This is a genomic window from Demequina lignilytica (assembly GCF_030418305.1).
GTDB lineage: Bacteria > Actinomycetota > Actinomycetes > Actinomycetales > Demequinaceae > Demequina > Demequina lignilytica.
Genome location: NZ_JAUHPX010000006.1, coordinates 21,422 through 38,911, shown reverse-complemented (window position 1 = coordinate 38,911; position 17,490 = coordinate 21,422). Strand labels below are relative to the sequence as shown.

Annotated in this window: 18 protein-coding genes; 10 read left to right on the top strand and 8 right to left on the bottom strand. The window is 72.8% G+C overall.

Features of this window, described 5'->3' with window-relative positions; genetic code table 11:
- Window positions 1-303: 303 nt before the first annotated feature.
- Window positions 304-1,278, bottom strand: coding sequence for an NUDIX hydrolase (locus tag QQX10_RS10480; RefSeq protein WP_301120665.1), 975 nt, complete (start codon window positions 1,276-1,278; stop codon window positions 304-306).
- Window positions 1,278-3,527 carry an RNA degradosome polyphosphate kinase gene (locus QQX10_RS10475; RefSeq protein WP_301120663.1) on the bottom strand — a complete coding sequence of 750 codons (2,250 nt, stop codon included), beginning with the start codon at window positions 3,525-3,527 and terminating at the stop codon, window positions 1,278-1,280. The genes QQX10_RS10480 and QQX10_RS10475 overlap by 1 nt, the downstream gene beginning before the upstream one ends.
- A gap of 112 nt (window positions 3,528-3,639) precedes the next feature.
- Between QQX10_RS10475 and QQX10_RS10470 the strand changes: the two genes are divergently transcribed.
- The 4 genes from QQX10_RS10470 to QQX10_RS10455 are packed head-to-tail and all read left to right on the top strand — an operon-like array spanning window position 3,640 to window position 7,587.
- Entirely contained in the window at window positions 3,640-4,098 is a 459-nt protein-coding gene (locus QQX10_RS10470) for a GbsR/MarR family transcriptional regulator (protein ID WP_301120989.1), read from the top strand.
- Window positions 4,095-5,009, top strand: coding sequence for an ABC transporter ATP-binding protein (locus tag QQX10_RS10465; protein WP_301120661.1), 915 nt, complete (start codon window positions 4,095-4,097; stop codon window positions 5,007-5,009). Before QQX10_RS10470 ends, QQX10_RS10465 begins: the two co-directional genes overlap by 4 nt.
- A complete protein-coding gene (locus QQX10_RS10460) occupies window positions 5,009-6,664 on the top strand; it encodes an ABC transporter permease (RefSeq protein WP_301120659.1) in 1,656 nt (551 codons plus the stop codon). The genes QQX10_RS10465 and QQX10_RS10460 overlap by 1 nt, the downstream gene beginning before the upstream one ends.
- Before the next feature lie 53 nt (window positions 6,665-6,717).
- Complete coding sequence (locus QQX10_RS10455; protein ID WP_301120657.1) at window positions 6,718-7,587, top strand: phosphatase PAP2 family protein; 870 nt, start codon at window positions 6,718-6,720, stop codon at window positions 7,585-7,587.
- A gap of 263 nt (window positions 7,588-7,850) precedes the next feature.
- Here QQX10_RS10455 and QQX10_RS10450 read toward each other — a convergent pair whose 3' ends face one another.
- Both QQX10_RS10450 and acs read right to left on the bottom strand, forming a co-directional pair.
- On the bottom strand, window positions 7,851-8,255 hold the full coding sequence (locus QQX10_RS10450) for a cupredoxin domain-containing protein (RefSeq protein WP_301120655.1): 405 nt from the start codon (window positions 8,253-8,255) through the stop codon (window positions 7,851-7,853).
- A 71-nt stretch (window positions 8,256-8,326) separates the two neighbouring features.
- On the bottom strand, window positions 8,327-10,327 hold the full coding sequence (gene acs, locus QQX10_RS10445; protein WP_301120653.1) for an acetate--CoA ligase: 2,001 nt from the start codon (window positions 10,325-10,327) through the stop codon (window positions 8,327-8,329).
- Window positions 10,328-10,513: 186 nt separating this feature from the next.
- Here acs and QQX10_RS10440 point away from each other — a divergent pair, with 186 nt between their 5' ends.
- Window positions 10,514-10,783: a hypothetical protein gene (locus tag QQX10_RS10440; protein ID WP_301120651.1), complete on the top strand. Its 270-nt coding sequence runs from the start codon at window positions 10,514-10,516 to the stop codon at window positions 10,781-10,783.
- Window positions 10,784-10,789: 6 nt separating this feature from the next.
- Here the strand turns inward: QQX10_RS10440 and QQX10_RS10435 are convergent, their stop codons facing one another.
- The 3 genes from QQX10_RS10435 to QQX10_RS10425 all read right to left on the bottom strand — a co-directional run bounded on the left by QQX10_RS10435 (window position 10,790) and on the right by QQX10_RS10425 (window position 12,959).
- Entirely contained in the window at window positions 10,790-11,749 is a 960-nt protein-coding gene (locus QQX10_RS10435) for a hypothetical protein (RefSeq protein WP_301120649.1), read from the bottom strand.
- 145 nt (window positions 11,750-11,894) lie between these two features.
- Entirely contained in the window at window positions 11,895-12,029 is a 135-nt protein-coding gene (locus QQX10_RS10430; protein WP_301120647.1) for a hypothetical protein, read from the bottom strand.
- Between the two features lie 114 nt (window positions 12,030-12,143).
- Window positions 12,144-12,959 carry an HAD family hydrolase gene (locus QQX10_RS10425; protein WP_301120645.1) on the bottom strand — a complete coding sequence of 272 codons (816 nt, stop codon included), beginning with the start codon at window positions 12,957-12,959 and terminating at the stop codon, window positions 12,144-12,146.
- 131 nt (window positions 12,960-13,090) lie between these two features.
- On the opposite strand from QQX10_RS10425, the gene QQX10_RS10420 reads away from it, so the two are divergent.
- Together QQX10_RS10420 and QQX10_RS10415 are read left to right on the top strand one after the other, a co-directional pair.
- Window positions 13,091-14,083 carry a TadA family conjugal transfer-associated ATPase gene (locus QQX10_RS10420; protein WP_301120623.1) on the top strand — a complete coding sequence of 331 codons (993 nt, stop codon included), beginning with the start codon at window positions 13,091-13,093 and terminating at the stop codon, window positions 14,081-14,083.
- Window positions 14,080-14,952: a type II secretion system F family protein gene (locus QQX10_RS10415; RefSeq protein ID WP_301120621.1), complete on the top strand. Its 873-nt coding sequence runs from the start codon at window positions 14,080-14,082 to the stop codon at window positions 14,950-14,952. Before QQX10_RS10420 ends, QQX10_RS10415 begins: the two co-directional genes overlap by 4 nt.
- Window positions 14,953-14,967: 15 nt before the next feature.
- On the opposite strand, the gene QQX10_RS10410 is transcribed toward QQX10_RS10415, so the two are convergent.
- On the bottom strand, window positions 14,968-16,236 hold the full coding sequence (locus tag QQX10_RS10410) for an ion channel protein (protein WP_301120619.1): 1,269 nt from the start codon (window positions 16,234-16,236) through the stop codon (window positions 14,968-14,970).
- A gap of 149 nt (window positions 16,237-16,385) precedes the next feature.
- Between QQX10_RS10410 and QQX10_RS10405 the strand changes: the two genes are divergently transcribed.
- From QQX10_RS10405 to QQX10_RS10395, 3 genes are read left to right on the top strand one after another with little or no spacing between them, the layout of a single operon-like run.
- Entirely contained in the window at window positions 16,386-16,604 is a 219-nt protein-coding gene (locus QQX10_RS10405) for a DUF4244 domain-containing protein (protein ID WP_301120617.1), read from the top strand.
- Window positions 16,601-16,930, top strand: coding sequence for a hypothetical protein (locus QQX10_RS10400; RefSeq protein WP_301120612.1), 330 nt, complete (start codon window positions 16,601-16,603; stop codon window positions 16,928-16,930). The genes QQX10_RS10405 and QQX10_RS10400 overlap by 4 nt, the downstream gene beginning before the upstream one ends.
- 32 nt (window positions 16,931-16,962) lie before the next feature.
- Entirely contained in the window at window positions 16,963-17,301 is a 339-nt protein-coding gene (locus QQX10_RS10395; RefSeq protein WP_301144553.1) for a helicase, read from the top strand.
- Window positions 17,302-17,490: the final 189 nt, after the last annotated feature.

Here is a 17,490-nt window from a genome sequence, read left to right as displayed (position 1 = left end):
CCGCGAACAGGCCGGTGGAGGGGCTCGACAGCCTGGTTTTCGGGCGTATGGTGGTGGTGACGTCGGACCGCGGCAGCCCCGGGCTCCAAATCCAGCCGCCTCGAGCGGCCTTCGCGCCGACTGGCGCTCCCGGTCCGACGTCTTCATCTTCTCCGGCCGGCGGATCCGGACGCTCAGCACCTACCGTCGGGGCTCAGGCGTCCGGATGCCCGGCGGCGAGGCTCTATCGTGCCTGGTCGCGTCGCGCGCATCGACCGGCCCTGGCGAGGCGGTAGGTGCTGAGCGTCCGTCGCGATGCGGCGATCAGACGTGGACGCGCAGCAGGTGCGTCTCGACCGCGACCACCACGGGGCCGGATTCCGTGTCGTTCACGTGCGCGACCAGCACCCCGCCGGCCGGCAGGTAGGGGTTGCTGCGCGGCAGCGCCCCGCGGGTGTACGGCCGGATCGACGCGCGCATCAGCTCGATGATGGTCGGCAGGGTGGGCCGGTGGACGCACACCGCTCGCGCGGAGGTCTTGTAGAACAGCTTGGCGAAGGTCTTCGCGGTCGCGAGCGGTCGCTCGGCGTGCGAGGGCTCGGTCAGCGAGTCGTGGGTCTTGACCTCGACGCCCACGGCCGCCGCGTACGGCGCGACCGTGTCGACGCACCGCCGCGCGGGCGACGAGTCCACCCGCCCCACCCCGAAGCAGGAGATGAGCGGCACGATCGCGCGGGCCCGCTGCGCGCCCGCCTTGGTGATCGGCCGACGCAGGTCCGCGAGCTTCCACGCCTTGCGACGCTTGGCCCGGGCGTGGCGCACCAGCACGAACGGGCGCGTGTCGAGCCGTCCCGCCTGGTAGGCCTCGATAAGCGCGTCCAACGGCCGCAGGTCGTCGGGGAACGTGATGATCCGGTGCGCCTCCTCGACGGAGAGCCATCGCAGCCGGTCGATCTCGTGCTTGGCCGCCGCCTTGTAGGTGGGCCGGGCCTTCACGGAGCGCGAGCCGGACGGCAGCACCGTGGCCGCCCAGTACTTCACCACCTTCTGCTTGCCCGCCCCGATGGGGTACCGGATGGTCGGCAGCGGCTGGCCGAGCTCGATCTGCTTCCCGGTCTCCTCCGCTACCTCGCGCACCGCGCACTCGGGCAGGTGCTCGCCCGGGTCGAGCTTGCCCTTGGGCCACGACCAGTCGTTGTACCGCGGACGATGCACGGCCAGCACCTGGAGCTCGCCGTTCCGGACGCGCCACACCAGGGCACCCGCGGCGACGACGGTGCCGTCGGGGTAGTGGCTCACTACTTGCCCTTGGCCCTGCGCTTCGGCTGGCGCTTGATGTAGATCTCCTGCAGGTCCTTGAGGCGCTCGCCGTGGCCGTCGGTGACGGTCCGCGCCCACGACCCGTCCTCGTGGAGCTCCCAGCCAGCGACCTTGGCGCTCATCGCGAGGTCGACGTTCTCGATGAGGTTGGCCTTCTGCTGCTCGTCGGTGACGGTGATGAGCGCCTCGATGCGGCGGTCGAGGTTGCGGTGCATGAGGTCGGCGGAGCCGATGAACACCTCGGGATCGCCGTCGTTCGCGAACGCGTAGATGCGGGAGTGCTCGAGGAACCGTCCCAGGATCGACCGCACGCGCACGTTCTCGGAGAAGCCTGGCACGCCCGGCCGCACGGCGCAGATGCCGCGGACGTTGATGTCGACCTTCACGCCGGCCTGCGAGGCGCGGTACAGCGCGTCGATGACCTTCTCGTCGACCGCCGAGTTGACCTTGATCTTGACCCAGGCGTCCTTGCCCGCGCGGGCGTTGCGGGCCTCGTTCTCGATGCGCTCGATGAGGCCCACGCGGACCCCGGTGGGCGCGACGATCAGGCGGCGGAACTTCGCCTTGGGCGCGTAGCCCGACAGCTGGTTGAACAGCTTGGTGAGGTCGGCTCCGGTGTCCGAGTCCTTGGTCAGCAGGCCGTAGTCCTCGTACAGGCGCGCCGTGCGCGGGTGGTAGTTGCCGGTGCCGATGTGGCAGTAGCGGTGGAGCCCGTCCTCCTCCTGGCGGACCACGAGCGACAGCTTGCAGTGCGTCTTGAGGCCCACCAGGCCGTAGACCACGTGGACGCCCGCCTGCTCGAGCTTGCGGGCCCAGGAGATGTTCCGCTGCTCGTCGAAGCGCGCCTTGATCTCGACCAGGGCCAGCACCTGCTTGCCGTTGTGCGCGGCCTCGATGAGGGCGTCGACGATCGGCGAGTCGCCGGAGGTCCGGTACAGGGTCTGCTTGATCGCGAGCACCTTCGGATCCATCGCGGCCTGCGCGAGGAACGCCTGCACCGACGTGGAGAACGAGTCGTACGGGTGGTGCAGCAGGACGTCGCCCCGCGTGATCGCCTCGAAGACGTTCTGCTCGGCCGCGGTCTCGACGGGGGCGAGCTTGTGATGGGTGGTCGGCCGGAACGAGGCGAACTGCAGCGACGGACGGTCCAGGTCGGCGATCGCGTTGAGACCGGTGAGGTCGAGCGGCGCCGGGAGGTGGAACACGTCGTTCTCGGTGATGCCGAGCTCGCGCACCAGCAGCTCGCGGATCTTCGCGGGCAGGTCGTCGGCGACCTCGACGCGCACGGCGGGGCCGAACCGGCGGCGCAGCAGCTCCTTCTCCATCGCCTTGAGGAGGTTCTCGGCGTCGTCCTCCTCGACCTCGACGTCCTCGTTGCGGGTGACGCGGAACGTGTAGTGGTCGACCACCTCCATGCCGGGGAACAGGTAGTCGAGGTGGGCGCCGATCACGTCCTCGAGCGGCACGAACGAGCGCGGCTCGTCCGACAGCGAGGCCGCGTCGGTGACCTGGCCCACCTTGCCGGCGGCGTCGACGGAGAGGAAGCGCGGCAGCGTCTCCGGCACCTTCACGCGCGCAAAGAAGTCCTTGCCTGTGTCGGGGTCGCGGATCTCGACCGCGAGGTTCAGGGACAGGCCCGAGATGTACGGGAACGGGTGCGCCGGGTCCACGGCGAGGGGGGTCAGGACCGGGAAGATGTCGGAGCGGAACAGCTTGCGCAGCCGCTCCTGCTCGGCCTCCCCGAGCGAGTCGTAGCGCACCAGCGTGATGCCCTCGTTGGCCAGCGCCGGGCGGACCTGATCCTGGAAGACCTCGGCGTGGCGGTCCATGATCTCGTGGGCCCGCTCGATGATCGCCTCGATCTGGCGGGTCGCGCTCATCCCGGTCGCGGACGGCACCGCGAAGCCCGCGGCGATGCGGCGCTTGAGCCCGGCGACGCGGACCATGAAGAACTCGTCGAGGTTGGACGCGAAGATCGCGAGGAACCTCGCCCGCTCGAGCAGCGGCGTCTGCGGGTCCTCGGCCATCTCGAGCACGCGCTGGTTGAACGCGAGCCAGCTGAGCTCGCGGTCCAGGTAGCGGTCGTCGGGAAGCTCGCCGGTGGGCTCCTCGTCCTCGTACGAGACCGTCGGCAGGGCGTACGTCTCGTCGGACTCGATGCTCGGCTCCGCGCCCTCGGCTGGCGGGGCGGCGGGCACGGCGTCGTTCATGTCGAGGCTCTCGGGCATGGGGCCATGCTTCCACGCTCCCGACCGCGTCGCTACCCTGCGCGCGCGACCTGCCACGCCGGGCGCACGACTTGCTTCTTTCAGCAGTTTCAGTCACTATTGAAACGTGCCGATGGACGATGCGCAGCACCAGTACGTGGACAAGGTCGCCACGTTCTTCACCATGTTCGGCTCCACTCGCGCGTGGGCGGAGATCCTGGGCTGGCTGATGATCTGCGAGCCCGCGGAGCGCACGCAGGCTGAGCTCGCCGAGGACCTCGGGCTCAGCGCCGGCACCGTGTCGACGCAGCTCCGCACCCACGTGCAGCTGGGGATGGTCGAGCAGGTCCGCGTGCGCGGCGAGCGCGTCCAGCGCTACCGCCTCAAGCCCGGCGCGTGGCGGGAGGTGATGACGTCCGAGCTCGGGCGCATCCAGGCGCTGGGCGACCTTGCGTCCGCCGCGGCTCCCGTGATGCCCGGGGACCGGCCCGACCGGGTCACCGAGCTGGGCGACCTCGCCGGGTTCTTCGCCCGCGAGTGGCCGCCGTTGATGGCACGCATGACTGCAGAGCTGGAGAAGGGAACGCCATGACCACCACCCCCGCGATCGAGACCGCAGGCCTGACCAAGCGGTTCGGGGACTTCACCGCGGTGCAGGACGTGTCGCTCCAGATCGGGCCCGGCGAGATCTTCGGCTTCCTCGGTCCCAACGGCGCCGGCAAGTCGACCACGATCCGGTGCCTGCTCGACCTGATCCGTCCCTCCGAGGGCGAGTGCCGCATCGTCGGCCTCGACTCCCGCCGGGACGCCGTCGAGATCCGCCGCCACCTGGGCTTCCTGCCGTCCGATCTCGCGCTGTACCCGAACCTCACCGGGCGCGAGACCCTGCAGTTCCTCGCCAACCTCCGCGGCGGCGTCGACTGGGCGTGGGTCGACGCGCTCGCGGACCGCTTCGACGCGGACCTCGTGAAGAAGGTCGGGGAGCTGTCGAGCGGCAACCGGCAGAAGGTGGGCCTGATCCAGGCCTTCATGAACCGCCCCGAGGTGGTGATCCTCGACGAGCCGATCACCGGGCTCGACCCCTTGGTGCAGCTCGAGTTCCACACCCTCATGCGCGAGCACGTCGCGGACGGCAACACCGTGTTCCTGTCCTCTCACACCCTGTCCGAGGTCGAGCGCGTCGCCGACCGCGTCGGCTTCATCCGGCGGGGTCACCTCATCGCGGTCGAGCGCATGAGCGACCTGCTGGACAAGGCGCTGCGCAGGGTCCGGCTCGAGTTCGCGTCGCCCGTGCCCGCCTCCGCCTTCGACGGCGTCGAGGGCGTGCACGGCGTGGCCGTCGAGGGTGCGTCGGTCACGGCGCAGTACGAGGGCTCGATGGGTCCGCTGCTGCGGGTCGCCACGGCCCACGACGTGCTCTCGCTCGAGTCCTCCTCGGTCGACCTCGACGAGATCTTCCTCGAGTTCTACCGCGACGAGCTCACGGAGGCGGAGGCGGTCTGATGCTCCAGACCCTGTATCTCAAGACGGTCCGCGACCGCTGGCTGGGTGCGCTCATCGGCGTCGCCTCGCTGTGGCTGGTCGCCGTGTTCGGCATGTGGGCCTACTCCGGCATCGGCGACGAGGCGGTCGACTTCTTCGACCAGATGCCGGAGTTCTACTCGACCATGATCGGCATCAGCGGGGACGCGGGCGTCACCGGCCTGATGATGTCGATGATGTTCAACTTCCTCGGGCCGTTCGTGATCGCCGGCATCGCGATCTCGATGGGCGCCGCGGCCATCGCGGGCGAGGAGCGGGACGGCACCATGAACGTGCTGACCACGGCTCCGCGCTCGCGCAGCCGGCTGTTCGCGTCGAAGTCGGCCGCCGCCTTCACCATCGCGCTCGGCGTCAACGCGCTCGCGTGGCTGGGCTACGTGGGCGTGGTGCTCGTCTTCGGCGAGACCTCGACGGGGGTGGACGTCGGGGCCGCGACCGTGCACGTGCTGGTGGTGTCGCTCCTGTACGGCGCGGTCGCGCTCGCGATCGGCGCCGCGACCGGCCAGCAGCAGCTCGCCTCCGGCGTGGCGACCGCCTTCCTGGTCGTGTCCTTCTTCGCCTCGGGCCTGCTCCCGATGATCGAGGGGTGGGAGGACTGGGCGAAGGTCTTCCCCTGGCACTACATCGGCGCCTCGCAGCCGCTCACCAACGGCGTCGACTGGTCGCAGATGGGCGTCATCATCGCCATCACCGCCGGCCTGGTCGTGGTGGGCTGGGGAGCGCTCATCCGGCGCGACCTGCGGTCCGGGGAGGGGCGGCTGTCGATCGTCGCCCGCCTGCAGGACGATGCGCGGGTCGCCAAGGTCCTCGAGCTCCTGCGCGGACGCTCGAGCACGCGAGGCATGCTCGGCATGGCGCTGTCCGACTCGCGCGCGCTGCTCACGATCGCGGGCGGCGGCATGTTCGCGATGATGGTGGTGATGGGTCCGCTGTTCAACGCGGTCTCCGACGTGGTCGGCCAGTTCGCCGACGCCTTCCCGGACTCGATCATGGCGATGGTCGGGTTCGCCGACTACTCGCGGCCCGAGGGCTGGTACCACGGCGAGGGCCTGTCGATCCTCGCGCCCGTCGCGGTGGGCGTGGTCGCGATCGCGGCCGGCGCCGCGCTCGCGGGCGAGGAGCGGCGCCGGACCATCTCGGTGCTGCTCACCTCGCGGGTCTCGCGCACGCGGGTGGCCTGGACCCGGGCGACCGCGGTGCTGATCGCCTCCCTCGGGGTGTCGGCGCTCACCGTCGTCGGCATGGCGCTCGGCAACTGGATCGCGGGTCTGGGCATGTCCTATGCGCACATCTTCGGCACCGGCGTCCTGCTGTGGGGGCTCGGCGCGGTGCTCGGCGGCGTCGCGTTCCTGGGCGGGGCGCTGACGGGCCAGCCGCGCATCGCGGTCGGCGCCGGCACGGGCGTCGCGATCGTCGGGTGGGCGCTGACCGCGTTCGCGGCGGTCAACGACGCGCTCGAGCCGATCGCCCACGCCTCACCCTTCTACTACGTCACCTGGCACTTCCCGCTGGACAACGGCATGTACTGGTACCAGCCGGTGGTGCTGTTCGGCGCGGCGGCCGCGCTGTTCGCCGCCGGTGTGGCCGCCTACCGGGAGCGTGACCTGCGGGGGTAGCCGGGCTGGCGAGCGTCCCGGCGCGGCCACGCCCGTTGCATAGGGTGGAGCGCATGGCTCGTCCCCGCATGCGACCGTCCGACGCCGTCACCGCGCTCTGGCCCGGCGTGCTTCTGCTCGCCCTCGGCATCGGCGGCTTCCTGGTCGCCCTCGACTGGGTCAGGGAGCAGGAGGACCTGTTCCTGCTGGACCAACCGCTCCTCGAGTACCTGTCGCAGAACCGCACCCCCGGGCTGACGGCGTTCTTCGAGGTGGTCACCACCATCTTCGGGCCCGTGGTGCTGCCGATCGTGGTCGCGGTGATCGCGCTGATCTGGTGGCGCGTGTCCCGATCGTGGTGGCATCCGGTCCTGCTCGTGGGCGCGATGATCCTCTCGACGGTGCTCGGGATGGGGCTCAAGATCGCGGTCGGCCGTGCGCGCCCCGAGGACGTGTTCATGCTGATCCCGGGCTTCGAGACCTCGTACTCGTTCCCCTCCGGCCACACGATCGGCGCCACCACCTTCGTGCTCGTCGTGAGCTACCTGCTGCTCCACGAGGACTCGGACGCGACCTGGCGGCTCGCGCTGTGGTCAGTCGGCGCGGTGCTGATCATCGCGCTCGTCGCCCTCAGCCGCCTCTACCTCGGCTACCACTTCCTCACCGACGTGCTCGCCGGGGCGTGCGTGGGCGTCGCCGTCCTCGGGGTGGTGGTGGCGGTCGAGCGGTGGCGCGACCTCTCGCTCGAGCGCGTCGATCCGCCGCAGGGCCTGCTGAGCCTCGCCGAGGTGGACGACCGCCCGTACGCGGCGCCGGATGCGGAGCGCGCCGACCAGGAGCGCGCGGACGAGGCTGTCGCCGGCTCGGAGGAGGGTCCTGCGGAGGAGCCGGACGCCGACGACCCGGCGTCCCCGGCCGAGCCGCAGGACGAGCGCCCGGCGTGACCGCCGAGCCGTCCCGGAAAGCAAGGATCCCCGGGAGGGCAACCGCGCTGGGGGGCACCGCGGCCGCCCCCTCCCGGGGACGTCTTGGGGCGGACACCCGGTCGCCCGGGTGGCATCGCCTCGCTCAAGTGTAGGGGTTGGGAACCCGCGGCGCCACCAGTACCGGGCGGGGTTTCCTGCGAATCTGCTGAGACCGGTGCACGGAACCTGCGTCGCCCGACACGTGTCGGGGAGCAGGCGCGTCCGGGGGCGGTCCGGCGGCGTCAGGTGACCGTGATCTCGAGCTCCATCCCGAGGTCCCGATGCGTCCCGACCGAGCAGTACAGCGTGTAGGTGCCGGGCTCGAGGGTCACCGTGAACGCGTCGGTCTCGGTCGGTCCGATGATGGCGGTCGCGGCGCCGTCCACGCCCTCGATCACCAGGTCGTGCGCCATGCCGCCGGTGTTGAGCAGGGTGAAGGTGACCTCGCCCGCGGGCACCGTGTCGGTGGAGGCCGTGTAGCCGTACTCGAACGCGGACACGTCGACGGATGTGCTCGTCACGGGCCCGTCCGACGTCTCGGCGGGTGCGGGGCTCCCGTCCGTGCACGCGGCGAGGATCCCGGCGAACGCCACGATCAGCAGCGCGACGATCAGGTGGCGGAGAGCAGCCTCCGGCGAACGGTGCATGGGGACCTCCACCTCTCACCGTACGTCGGCGGCCACCGCGCCGCCCGGCGAGCGGCGAGCCCCGAGAACCCTCAGTCGCCCTTGCCCGCCTCGAGGCCGCCCCGGATGGCGTCCATCACCGACGAGTCCGCGAGCGTGGTCACGTCGCCTACGGGCCGGTTCTCGGCCACGTCGCGCAGCAGTCGGCGCATGATCTTCCCTGACCGGGTCTTGGGCACCTCGGACACCACCATGATGGTGCGCGGGGTCGCCACCGGCCCGATCTGCTTGCGCACGTGCTTCCGCAGCTCGCCCGCCACGGCCTCGCCGTCGTCGGGGATGCCCGCGACGTCGCCGCGGACGATCACGAACGCCACCACCGCCTGGCCCGTCACCTCGTCGTTCGCGCCGACCACCGCCGCCTCGGCCACCCACGGGTGCGCGACCAGCGCATGCTCGATCTCCGTGGTGGTGAGGCGGTGGCCCGACACGTTCATCACATCGTCCACCCGGCCCAGCAGCCACAGGTCCCCGTCGACGTCCTTCTTCGCGCCGTCGCCGGCGAAGTACAGGCCGTCGAAGTGGTTCCAGTACGTCGACACGTAGCGGTGCCGGTTGCCCCAGATGCCGCGCAGCATCGACGGCCAGGGCTCCGTGATGACCAGGTACCCGCCCTCGCCGTTGGGCACGGGCCTACCCGCATCGTCCACCACGTCGATCGCGACGCCCGGCACGGGCGTCATCGCGCTGCCGGGCTTGGTCGCCGTCACGCCCGGCAGGGGCGAGATCATGATGGAACCCGTCTCCGTCTGCCACCAGGTGTCGACGATCGGGCAGCGGTCCCCGCCGATCACGCGGCGGTACCACATCCACGCCTCCGGGTTGATGGGCTCCCCGACGGAGCCGAGCAGCCGCAGCGAGCTCAGATCGAAGCGGTCCGGGATCGCCTCGCCCCACTTCATGAACGTGCGGATCGCCGTCGGGGCCGTGTAGAGGATCGTGACGCCGTACTCCTGGACGATCTCCCACCAGCGACCCTCGTGCGGGGTGTTCGGGGTGCCCTCGTAGAGCACCTGCGTCGCGCCGTTGGTCATCGGCCCGTAGACGATGTAGCTGTGGCCCGTGATCCAGCCCACGTCCGCGGTGCACCAGTAGACGTCCGTCTCGGGCTTGAGATCGAAGACGATGCGGTGGGTGTGGGCGGCGCCGACGAGGTAGCCGCCGGTCGAGTGGAAGAGCCCCTTCGGGGTGCCCGTGGTCCCCGAGGTGTAGAGGATGAACAGGGGGTGCTCGGCGTCGACCCACTCGGGCTCGTGCGCGGCGGTCTGCGGGTCGACCACGTCGTGCCACCAGCGGTCCCTGCCCTCGGTCCAGGCGGTGTCCTGCCCGGTGCGGCGCACCACCAGCACATGCTCGACCGAGGCGCAGGGCTCGGGATGAGCGGTGCCCTCCCCGTGGCTCGCCAGCGCCTCGTCGACGAGCGGCTTGAGGGCGAGATGGCTCCCGCGACGGTTGCCGCCGTCGGCGGTGATGACGAGCTTCGCCTCCGCGTCGTCGATGCGCTGACGCAGGCTCTCGGCGGAGAAGCCGCCGAACACGACCGAGTGGATGGCGCCGATGCGTGCGCAGGCGAGCATCGCGACCACGGCCTCGGGGATCTGGGGCAGGTAGATCGCCACGCGGTCGCCCTTGCCGACGCCCAGGCTCAGCAGCCCGTTCGCCGCCTTCTGGACGCGCTCGTGCATGTCGGCGTAGGTGAGCGTCTCCGTGTCGCCGGGCTCACCCACGAAGTGGAAGGCCACCCGGTCCCCGCGACCCTCGCGGACGTGACGGTCGACAGCGTTGTCGCAGGCGTTGAGGGTGCCGTCGTGGAACCAGCGCGACACGGGTGCGTCGGACCAGTCGAGGATCTCGGTGAAGGGCTCGTGCCAGGCGAGACGCAGCGCGGCCTCACGCCAGTACTCGAGCCGGTCGACGCCGGCCTTCTTGTACTCGTAGGCGGTGGCGTTCGCGTGCGCGGCGAGGGAGACCGGCGGCTTGAAGGTGCGGCGCTCGGTGTGCAGGTTCTCGAGGGTATGGGCGACTGTGACCATGCGGGCCACTCTAGGACGTAGGTCCCGGTGCGGGAAGGCTTTGTTAGACGGCCTGGTAGAGCGCTCAGCGGCGTCTCGCGACCCCGACGGGACGCTCACCGTCGCTCTCCCCGGCCGGCCGCCTCCTGCGGGGCGCGCACCGTCGCTCGCCGCGCGGAATCGGCCGGGCCGTGCGAGCCTGACGTGATGAGCGAAGGCTACGACTACCGCACCCGCACCAACGGCGAGGTGCACATCTTCCACCACGGCAGGCTCGCGAGGATGCTGCGGGACGACCCGGCGCAGGACTTCCTCGCCGCGGTCAAGGACGGCGACGCGCAGGAGGTGATGGCGGCCGCCGTCGGCAACGACGGCCAGGGCGGGGGCGTCGGAGGCCCCGCGACGGGTCCGGGCACGCATCTGCACGGTAACGGCGCCGCGCATGCGCCGCAGCAGTTCCGCCGCAAGAGCGGCTGAGCGCGCCTACTCGACGGTGAACTCGGCGGCGACCGAGAAGGCCACCGCGGGCGGCACGTCGGCGATGTACTCGACGGGCACGTCGCGGGTCAGCACCTCGGCGAGCACGTCCTCGGGCACGTCGCACGTGCGGGAGATCAGGGCGCCCTCGGCGTCCAGCTGGTCGGTGCAGTACTCCGTGACCCGCGGATCGTCGGCGAGCGGCGAGTAGCCGATCGTGTACTGCAGCGTCGCGACCCCAGTGACGCCTTCGGACGCCAGCACCCGGGCGAGCGCGGCCGGCTCCCCGAGGATGATCGGGGACCACTGGTAGACCTTGTAGTCGCCCGGCGGGAGCGTCGCGTGGGCCTCGTTGAACGCGGCGGTCTCCTCCTGCTTCTCGGCGATCTCCGCGTCGGTCGCGGTCGCCCAGTCGAAGCCGTCCCAGATCGCGTTCAGCTCCGCGGCCACATCGCACAGCGTCGACCCGGTGAACTCGACGTTGTTCTGCGTGAGGGTGGTCTCGCCGCTGGTCGCGACGTAGTACTCCGGCACGAAGTCGGCCCCCCATTCGGGGGTGACCACCACATCGTCCCGCGTGACGATGATCTCGCCCTCGCTCGCCAGGAAGCCGATGCCCGCGGTGTCGGTGGTGTATCCGGGCACGACGGTCACCGTGTCGACGCCGGCGACCTGGCGCAGGCTCGCGTCGAGCTTGGGCTCGACGCCGTTGGCCGCGCCCGACTCGGGCGTCCACGTCTCGCCGCAGGCGGGCGCCGTGAACAGCCCCGCGACCGAGTCCTCGACCTCGGACGCGCGGAACGTCAGCGCCACCGTCTCGCCCGACGTCGGCGTGGCGCTCGACGAGGCCCCGGGGGCCGGCTCGGCGCTCTGCGAGGACTTCCACGCCTTCACTCCGAACCAGCCGGCCGCGGCTGAGGCCACGGCGATCGCGAGGGCGGCGACGGCGAGCAGGATCTTGCGCAATGGGGGTCCTCGGAGCTGGGCGTGGCGAATCCCCCGGGGCGGTCGGAGGATGCACCGAGGATACGTCATTCCGGACAAGTCGACGAGGACCGTCGCGAGTCCTGGGACGATGCGCGGGAGACCCCGCGGGACGGCTCGCCGGGGGTCAGGCGGAGGCGCTGGCGGAGGGGGTCGGCGAGGCGTCCTCGTCACCGGTCACGGAGTCCCAGGCCCATCCCGCGCCGAAGCCGAGCGCGAGCCCCAGCACTCCGACGAGCGCCGCGATCAGGGCCTTGTTCATGTGCGTGTCCTCGCAGTTCCTCAGCGGGCAGGCGACGACGAGCGCCCCCCGAGCTCACGCCTCACATTACAGGCGTATTTCCTGACACCCGTCCAATTCGGTGAGGACGGCCGCTCAGGCGTCCGGTTCGCGCCGGTACGCGGCGTATGCGATCGCCCAGACGGCCCCGATCGCGGCGATCGCCAGCAGCGTCACCGCGACGGGCCGGCCCGCGTCGCGGCGCCGCAGGCCCACCGGTCGGCGGAAGGTCAGCACGCCCCAGCCGCGCCGGTGCGCCTCGCGGCGCATGGACCGGTCGGGGTTGACCGCGAAGCCGTGGCCGACGGCGTCGAGCATGGGCGCGTCGGTGATCGAGTCGGAGTACGCGTAGGAGCCGTCGAGGTCGTAGCCGCGCGCGTTCGCGAGCTCCACGATCGCCTCCGCCTTCGCGGCACCGTACGCGTAGAAGGAGATCTCACCGGTGAGCACGCCGTCGCGCGCCTCCATGCGCGACGCGATGACGGCGTCGGCGCCCAGGAGCTCCGCGATCGGCTCGACCACGAGCGACGCGGAGGCGCTCACGATGATGACGTCGCGGCCGTTCATCTGGTGGCGGCGGATGAGCTCGAGCGCCTCCTGATAGACGATCGGGTCGATGTGGTCGTGGATGGTCTCGGCCACGATCGCCTGCACGTGGGCGACCTCCCAGCCGGCGACGAGCTCGCTGAGCGCGTCGCGCAGGCGCGCGGTCTGGCGCTCGTCCGCGCCTCCGACCTCGAACAGGAACTGCGCGTACGCGGTCCGGAGGGCCTTGGTGCGCGTGAGCAGCCCGCCCTCGAGGAACGACCGCGAGAACGCCATCGACGACGACTTCGCGATGATCGTCTTGTCCAGGTCGAAGAACGCGGCGCTGCGGCGCCGCGGCTCGTCCAGGGTGCCCTCGGTGTCCATGCGGTCAGAGTAGCCGCGGGCACCGACGCCGACCACGACCGATGTCCCCGGCTCGTCGCGGGGGGGCGCGGCGCCCCACGGGACCGGGCCGCCCGGCCCGCACCGCCGTCGCGCGGGAGACGCTGGCGCGCATGGCCGACCCCGACCTGCTCGCACCGCTGCTCGCGATCCCCGGCGTCACCGACGTGCTGGTCAACGCGCCCGACAGCGTCTGGATCGACCGGGGCCGCGGGCTCGAGCGTCGGGAGTTCGGCATCGGCGGTCCCGAGGATGTGCGCGAGCTCGCGGTGGCGCTCGCCGCGGCGGCGGGCCGTCGGCTGGACGATGCGCAGCCCACGGTCGACGGCCGCCTCCCGGACGGCACGCGGCTGCACGCGGTGCTCCCACCCGTCGCGGAGGGCTGCGCCGCCATCTCGCTGCGGCGCGTGAGGGAGCGGGCTCTCACGGTCGAGGAGCTGGTGGACCTCGGCACGCTCACCCCGGAGCTGGCGGACCTCCTCGCGCTGCTGGTCCGGACGCGGGTCCCGCTGCTCGTCTCGGGCGGCACGGGAGCGGGGAAGACCACGCTGCTCGCGAGCCTCCTGTCGGAGGCGGACCCGGGCGAGAGGCTCGTCCTGATCGAGGAGGCCGGGGAGCTCCGGCCGCGGCACCCCCACGTGGTGCGGCTGGTCGAGCGGCGCGCCAACGTCGAGGGCGCGGGTGCCGTGGGGCTCGACCGCCTGGTGCGGGAGGCGCTGCGGATGAGACCGGATCGGATCGTCCTCGGCGAGTGCCGCGGCGCGGAGCTGAGGGAGGTGCTGGCCGCCGCCAACACGGGCCATCGCGGAGCGATGACCACGGTGCACGCGAACACCGCCGGCGACGTGCCCGCCCGGCTCCACGCGATGGCGGCGCTCGCGGGCCTCGACACCGCCCAGCTCGCGCTGCAGGCGGCGGCTGCCTTCGCGGTGATCGTCCACGTCGCGCGGGAGCACGGCGGCCGCCGTGTGGTCGAGCTGGGGCTGGTCGAGGCCGACGCGGGGGGTCTGCGCATGGTGACCGCGTGGAGGCGCGACGGCGGAGCCGTGAGCTACGGACCCGCCTGGCGGGCGGTCGCGGCGCTCGCGGCGAGGGAGGCGGCGTGACGGAGCGGTACGACGAGTCCCTGCCGCGGGTGGTCGGGCTGCTCGCCGCGGGCCTGCCGGACGGCGAGGCGTGGCGACGGTCGGGCGCGACCCGTCCCGCGCCGCCGTGGGGCTCGCCGCTCGATCGCGCGGTCGCGGCTGCGGACGCGCTCGCCGGGCGGGTGGGGGCGCCCCTCGGGACGATGCTCGGGGCCCTCGCCGATGTCGCGGCGGACGAGCGCGAGGCGGAGGCCGCCCGCGCGGCCGCCCTGGCGGGGCCGCGGTTGAGCGCGCGGATCCTGGCCTGGCTGCCCGTGGTGGGGGTGGCCCTCGGCGCGATCATCGAGCCCGCGGCGCTGCGGGTGCTGCTCCTCGGCCCCCTCGGCTGGACGCTCCTGGCCCTCGCCGCCGCGCTCACCTGGACGGGACGGCTCTGGACCCGTCGCCTGGTCGCCGGGGCCGTGCACGCGCGGGGGGTCGACGCTCACGAGGTCGCGGTCGCCTCGGCGCTGCTCGGCGCGGCCCTGGACGCCGGTGTCGACCTGCCGCGGGCGCTGAGGGAGGTCGGCGGGGCGCTCGAGGCCCCGGCGCTCACGCGGGCGGCCGATGCGCTCGCGGCGACCGGGCGGTGGCCGGGACTGCCGGACGGGTGGAGCGACGTGGGCGCCGCGTTGGCTCCGGCCTGGGAGGCGGGCGCGAGGGCCGGTCCGGCGCTCGCCGCCGTGCGCCGGTCGGCGGCTCGGCGGGCCCGGGCCGACGCGGCCACGGCCGCCGGGGAGCTCGGCGTGCGGGTCGCCCTGCCGCTCACCCTGTGCCTGCTGCCCGCGTTCGTGCTCGTCGGCCTGGTGCCGCTGCTGATCGCCGTGCTGCGCGGCAGCGCGCTGGTGTGACGCCGGGCGCCGCGGTCACACGACGGGCGCGCGCTCCTGCTCCGGGAGGCGCACCAGCATGTGCGGCGCGCGCGTCACCACGAGCCACGCCGGCAGGATCGCGATGCACAGGATCGCGAGCGTCGCGACGTCGCCCGCGACCAGGACGCCTCCGAAGATCGCGAACCAGCCGTCGCGGGAGATCGCGAGCACCATGCCCATCACGCCGGCGGCCACCGCCATCGCGAGGGGGAGGCCCGGGATCAGCGCGTGTCCGAGCAGGCCCACCACGACGCCGACGAACAGGGCCGGGAAGATCCGGCCGCCGCGGAACCCGCTCGCGCCCGCGACCACGACCGCGACCAGCTTCACCACGATGATCAGGATGAGCGCACCGACGCCGTACTGGTCCCGGTCGGCCAGGATCTCGGCGGTCTCCGCGGCTCCCTTGAACAGCGTGATGTGGCCCCCGACGACGCCCAGGAGGCCGAGCAGCAGCCCGCCGACGGTGGCGTAGACCATGGGGTGGCCGAGCCGGCGCGACAGGCGCCACGCCGGCGTGAACAGGGCCGCGGCGCCGACCCCGGCGAGCGCGGCCACCACCGCCACGACAGACGCCGTGAGCAGGTCGACCCAGGCGGGCTCGTACGCCGGCAGGCCCATGTCCCAGCTGACCCCGCCCAGCAGGTGGTACATCGCCGCTCCCGCCCCGGCCGCCACCAGCGGTGCGAACAGCCGGTCCCAGAGGTGGCCGCCCTTGACGCCGCCTAGCGCGCCGGTCAGGGCCAGCGCGGCCGCGACCGGGGTGCCGAGCATCGCGCCGAGCATGCCCGCCGCCGCGATGACGAGCACCGCGGTCACGGGCACGGCCGGTGCCAGCCATCGGTACGCGAGGACCGCGAGCGCGGCGCCGATCATGATGATCGGCCCCTCCGGGCCCAGGCTGACGCCGCCCGCCAGGCCGAGCACCAGGGCGGCCAGCACCCCGGGGAGCGCGCGGAGCGGCAGCGGGGGAGCGATGAGCTCGACCGCGGCGGTGTCGTGCCCCCCGTGACCGGGCGCCTTCCACAGGACCAGGCCGACCAGGGCCCCCGTGATGGTGAGGACCACGACGATCCACCAGCGGGCGTCCTCCTCCACGCCGAGCAGGTGCGGGAGCGTCTCCCACCACCAGTGCTCGAGCAGCAGCGCGAGCTCGTCGGCGCCGAAGAGGATCAGGGCGCTCGCGGCGCCGATCAGCAGGGCCGGCACGGCGGCGCGCGCGAGCTGCGCCGGACCCGGCCCCCGGTCCTCGTGCTCGTCCATGCCACCCCTCTCCGCGGTCAGCCTAGTGACGGCCCGGCCGGATGTCCCCAGGTCGGTGCCGGGTGCGGCAGGTCCCCGTGGTCGCGGGTGGCGCGGTCGGCGCACCCGCGGAACGCCGAGCCTGGAGACCCCGACGGGAAGGAGAACCGATGGACGGGGACAAGGGAGGCGTCGGCGACGCCTCGATCGGCAGCGGCGTCGCGGCGCCGGGATCGCCCTGGCGGCGCGACGATGGCATGGCCACCGTGGAGTACGCGCTCGTCACCGTGGCGGCCGCGGGCTTCGCGGGTCTGCTGCTGGTGATCCTGAAGTCCGACGAGGTGCGCGGGATGCTCGTGAGCATCCTGCAGGGAGCGCTCGGAGGATGAGGAGCAGGCGCGGCGACCGCGGGTCGGTGACAGTGGAGCTCGCGCTCGCGCTGCCGGCCGCGGTCGCCGTGCTGGCGCTCGCGCTCGGCGGGGTGCGTGCGGCGGGAGAGGGGGCGGCGGTGGACGCCGCGGCCCTCGCGGCCGCGCGGGCGGCGGTGGTGGAGGACGATGCCGGCGCGCAGGCGGTGGCACGGCGGGTCGGCGGGCCGCGGGTGTCCGTGGAGATCGTCCGCGCCGACGGCTGGGTCGCCGTGACGGTGGCGGCGCCGCCTCGGTGGCCGTGGCCGCCGCGCACGGCCGTCATCGCGCTTCCGGACCAGCCGTGAGGGGTGACCGGGGGGCGGGCTCGGTCGTCGCGATGGGGTTGATCGCCGTCGTGGTCACGGCGGTGCTCGCGCTGCTGGCGGTGCTCGGACCCGTGCTCGAGGGAGCGCGGGCCCAGGCCGTCGCCGACGCGGCGGCGGTCGCCGCGGCCGTCGAGCTGCGTCACGGGCGCGCCCGGGGGTCGCCCGACGTCGCGGGGGCCTGCGCGGTCGCGGCTCGCGCGGCGGCGCTCGCGGGCGCCGAGCTCACGGGCTGCGAGCCGGGCCCGGCCGTCGGGGCGATGCGCGTCACCGCGGACGCGGGCGTCGAGCGCTCCGCGGTCGCGGGTCCGGCGCCACAGGCCCGGACAGAGATCGACGGCGGCCCGGGCTGAGGGATTCCGGGCCGCCGCCGCCAACCCCCGGGTCAGCGGACGGCTGAGGGAACGTCCCGCTGGCTGACGAGGGTCGGGCAAGGTGCGTGCACCCTGCACTCCCGATTGTTGACGCTGACTCGCCTCGTCGCCACCACCTGAGGCCGCGTTGCGCGGAGGTTACGCGGGAAATGTGACAAAGGCCACACG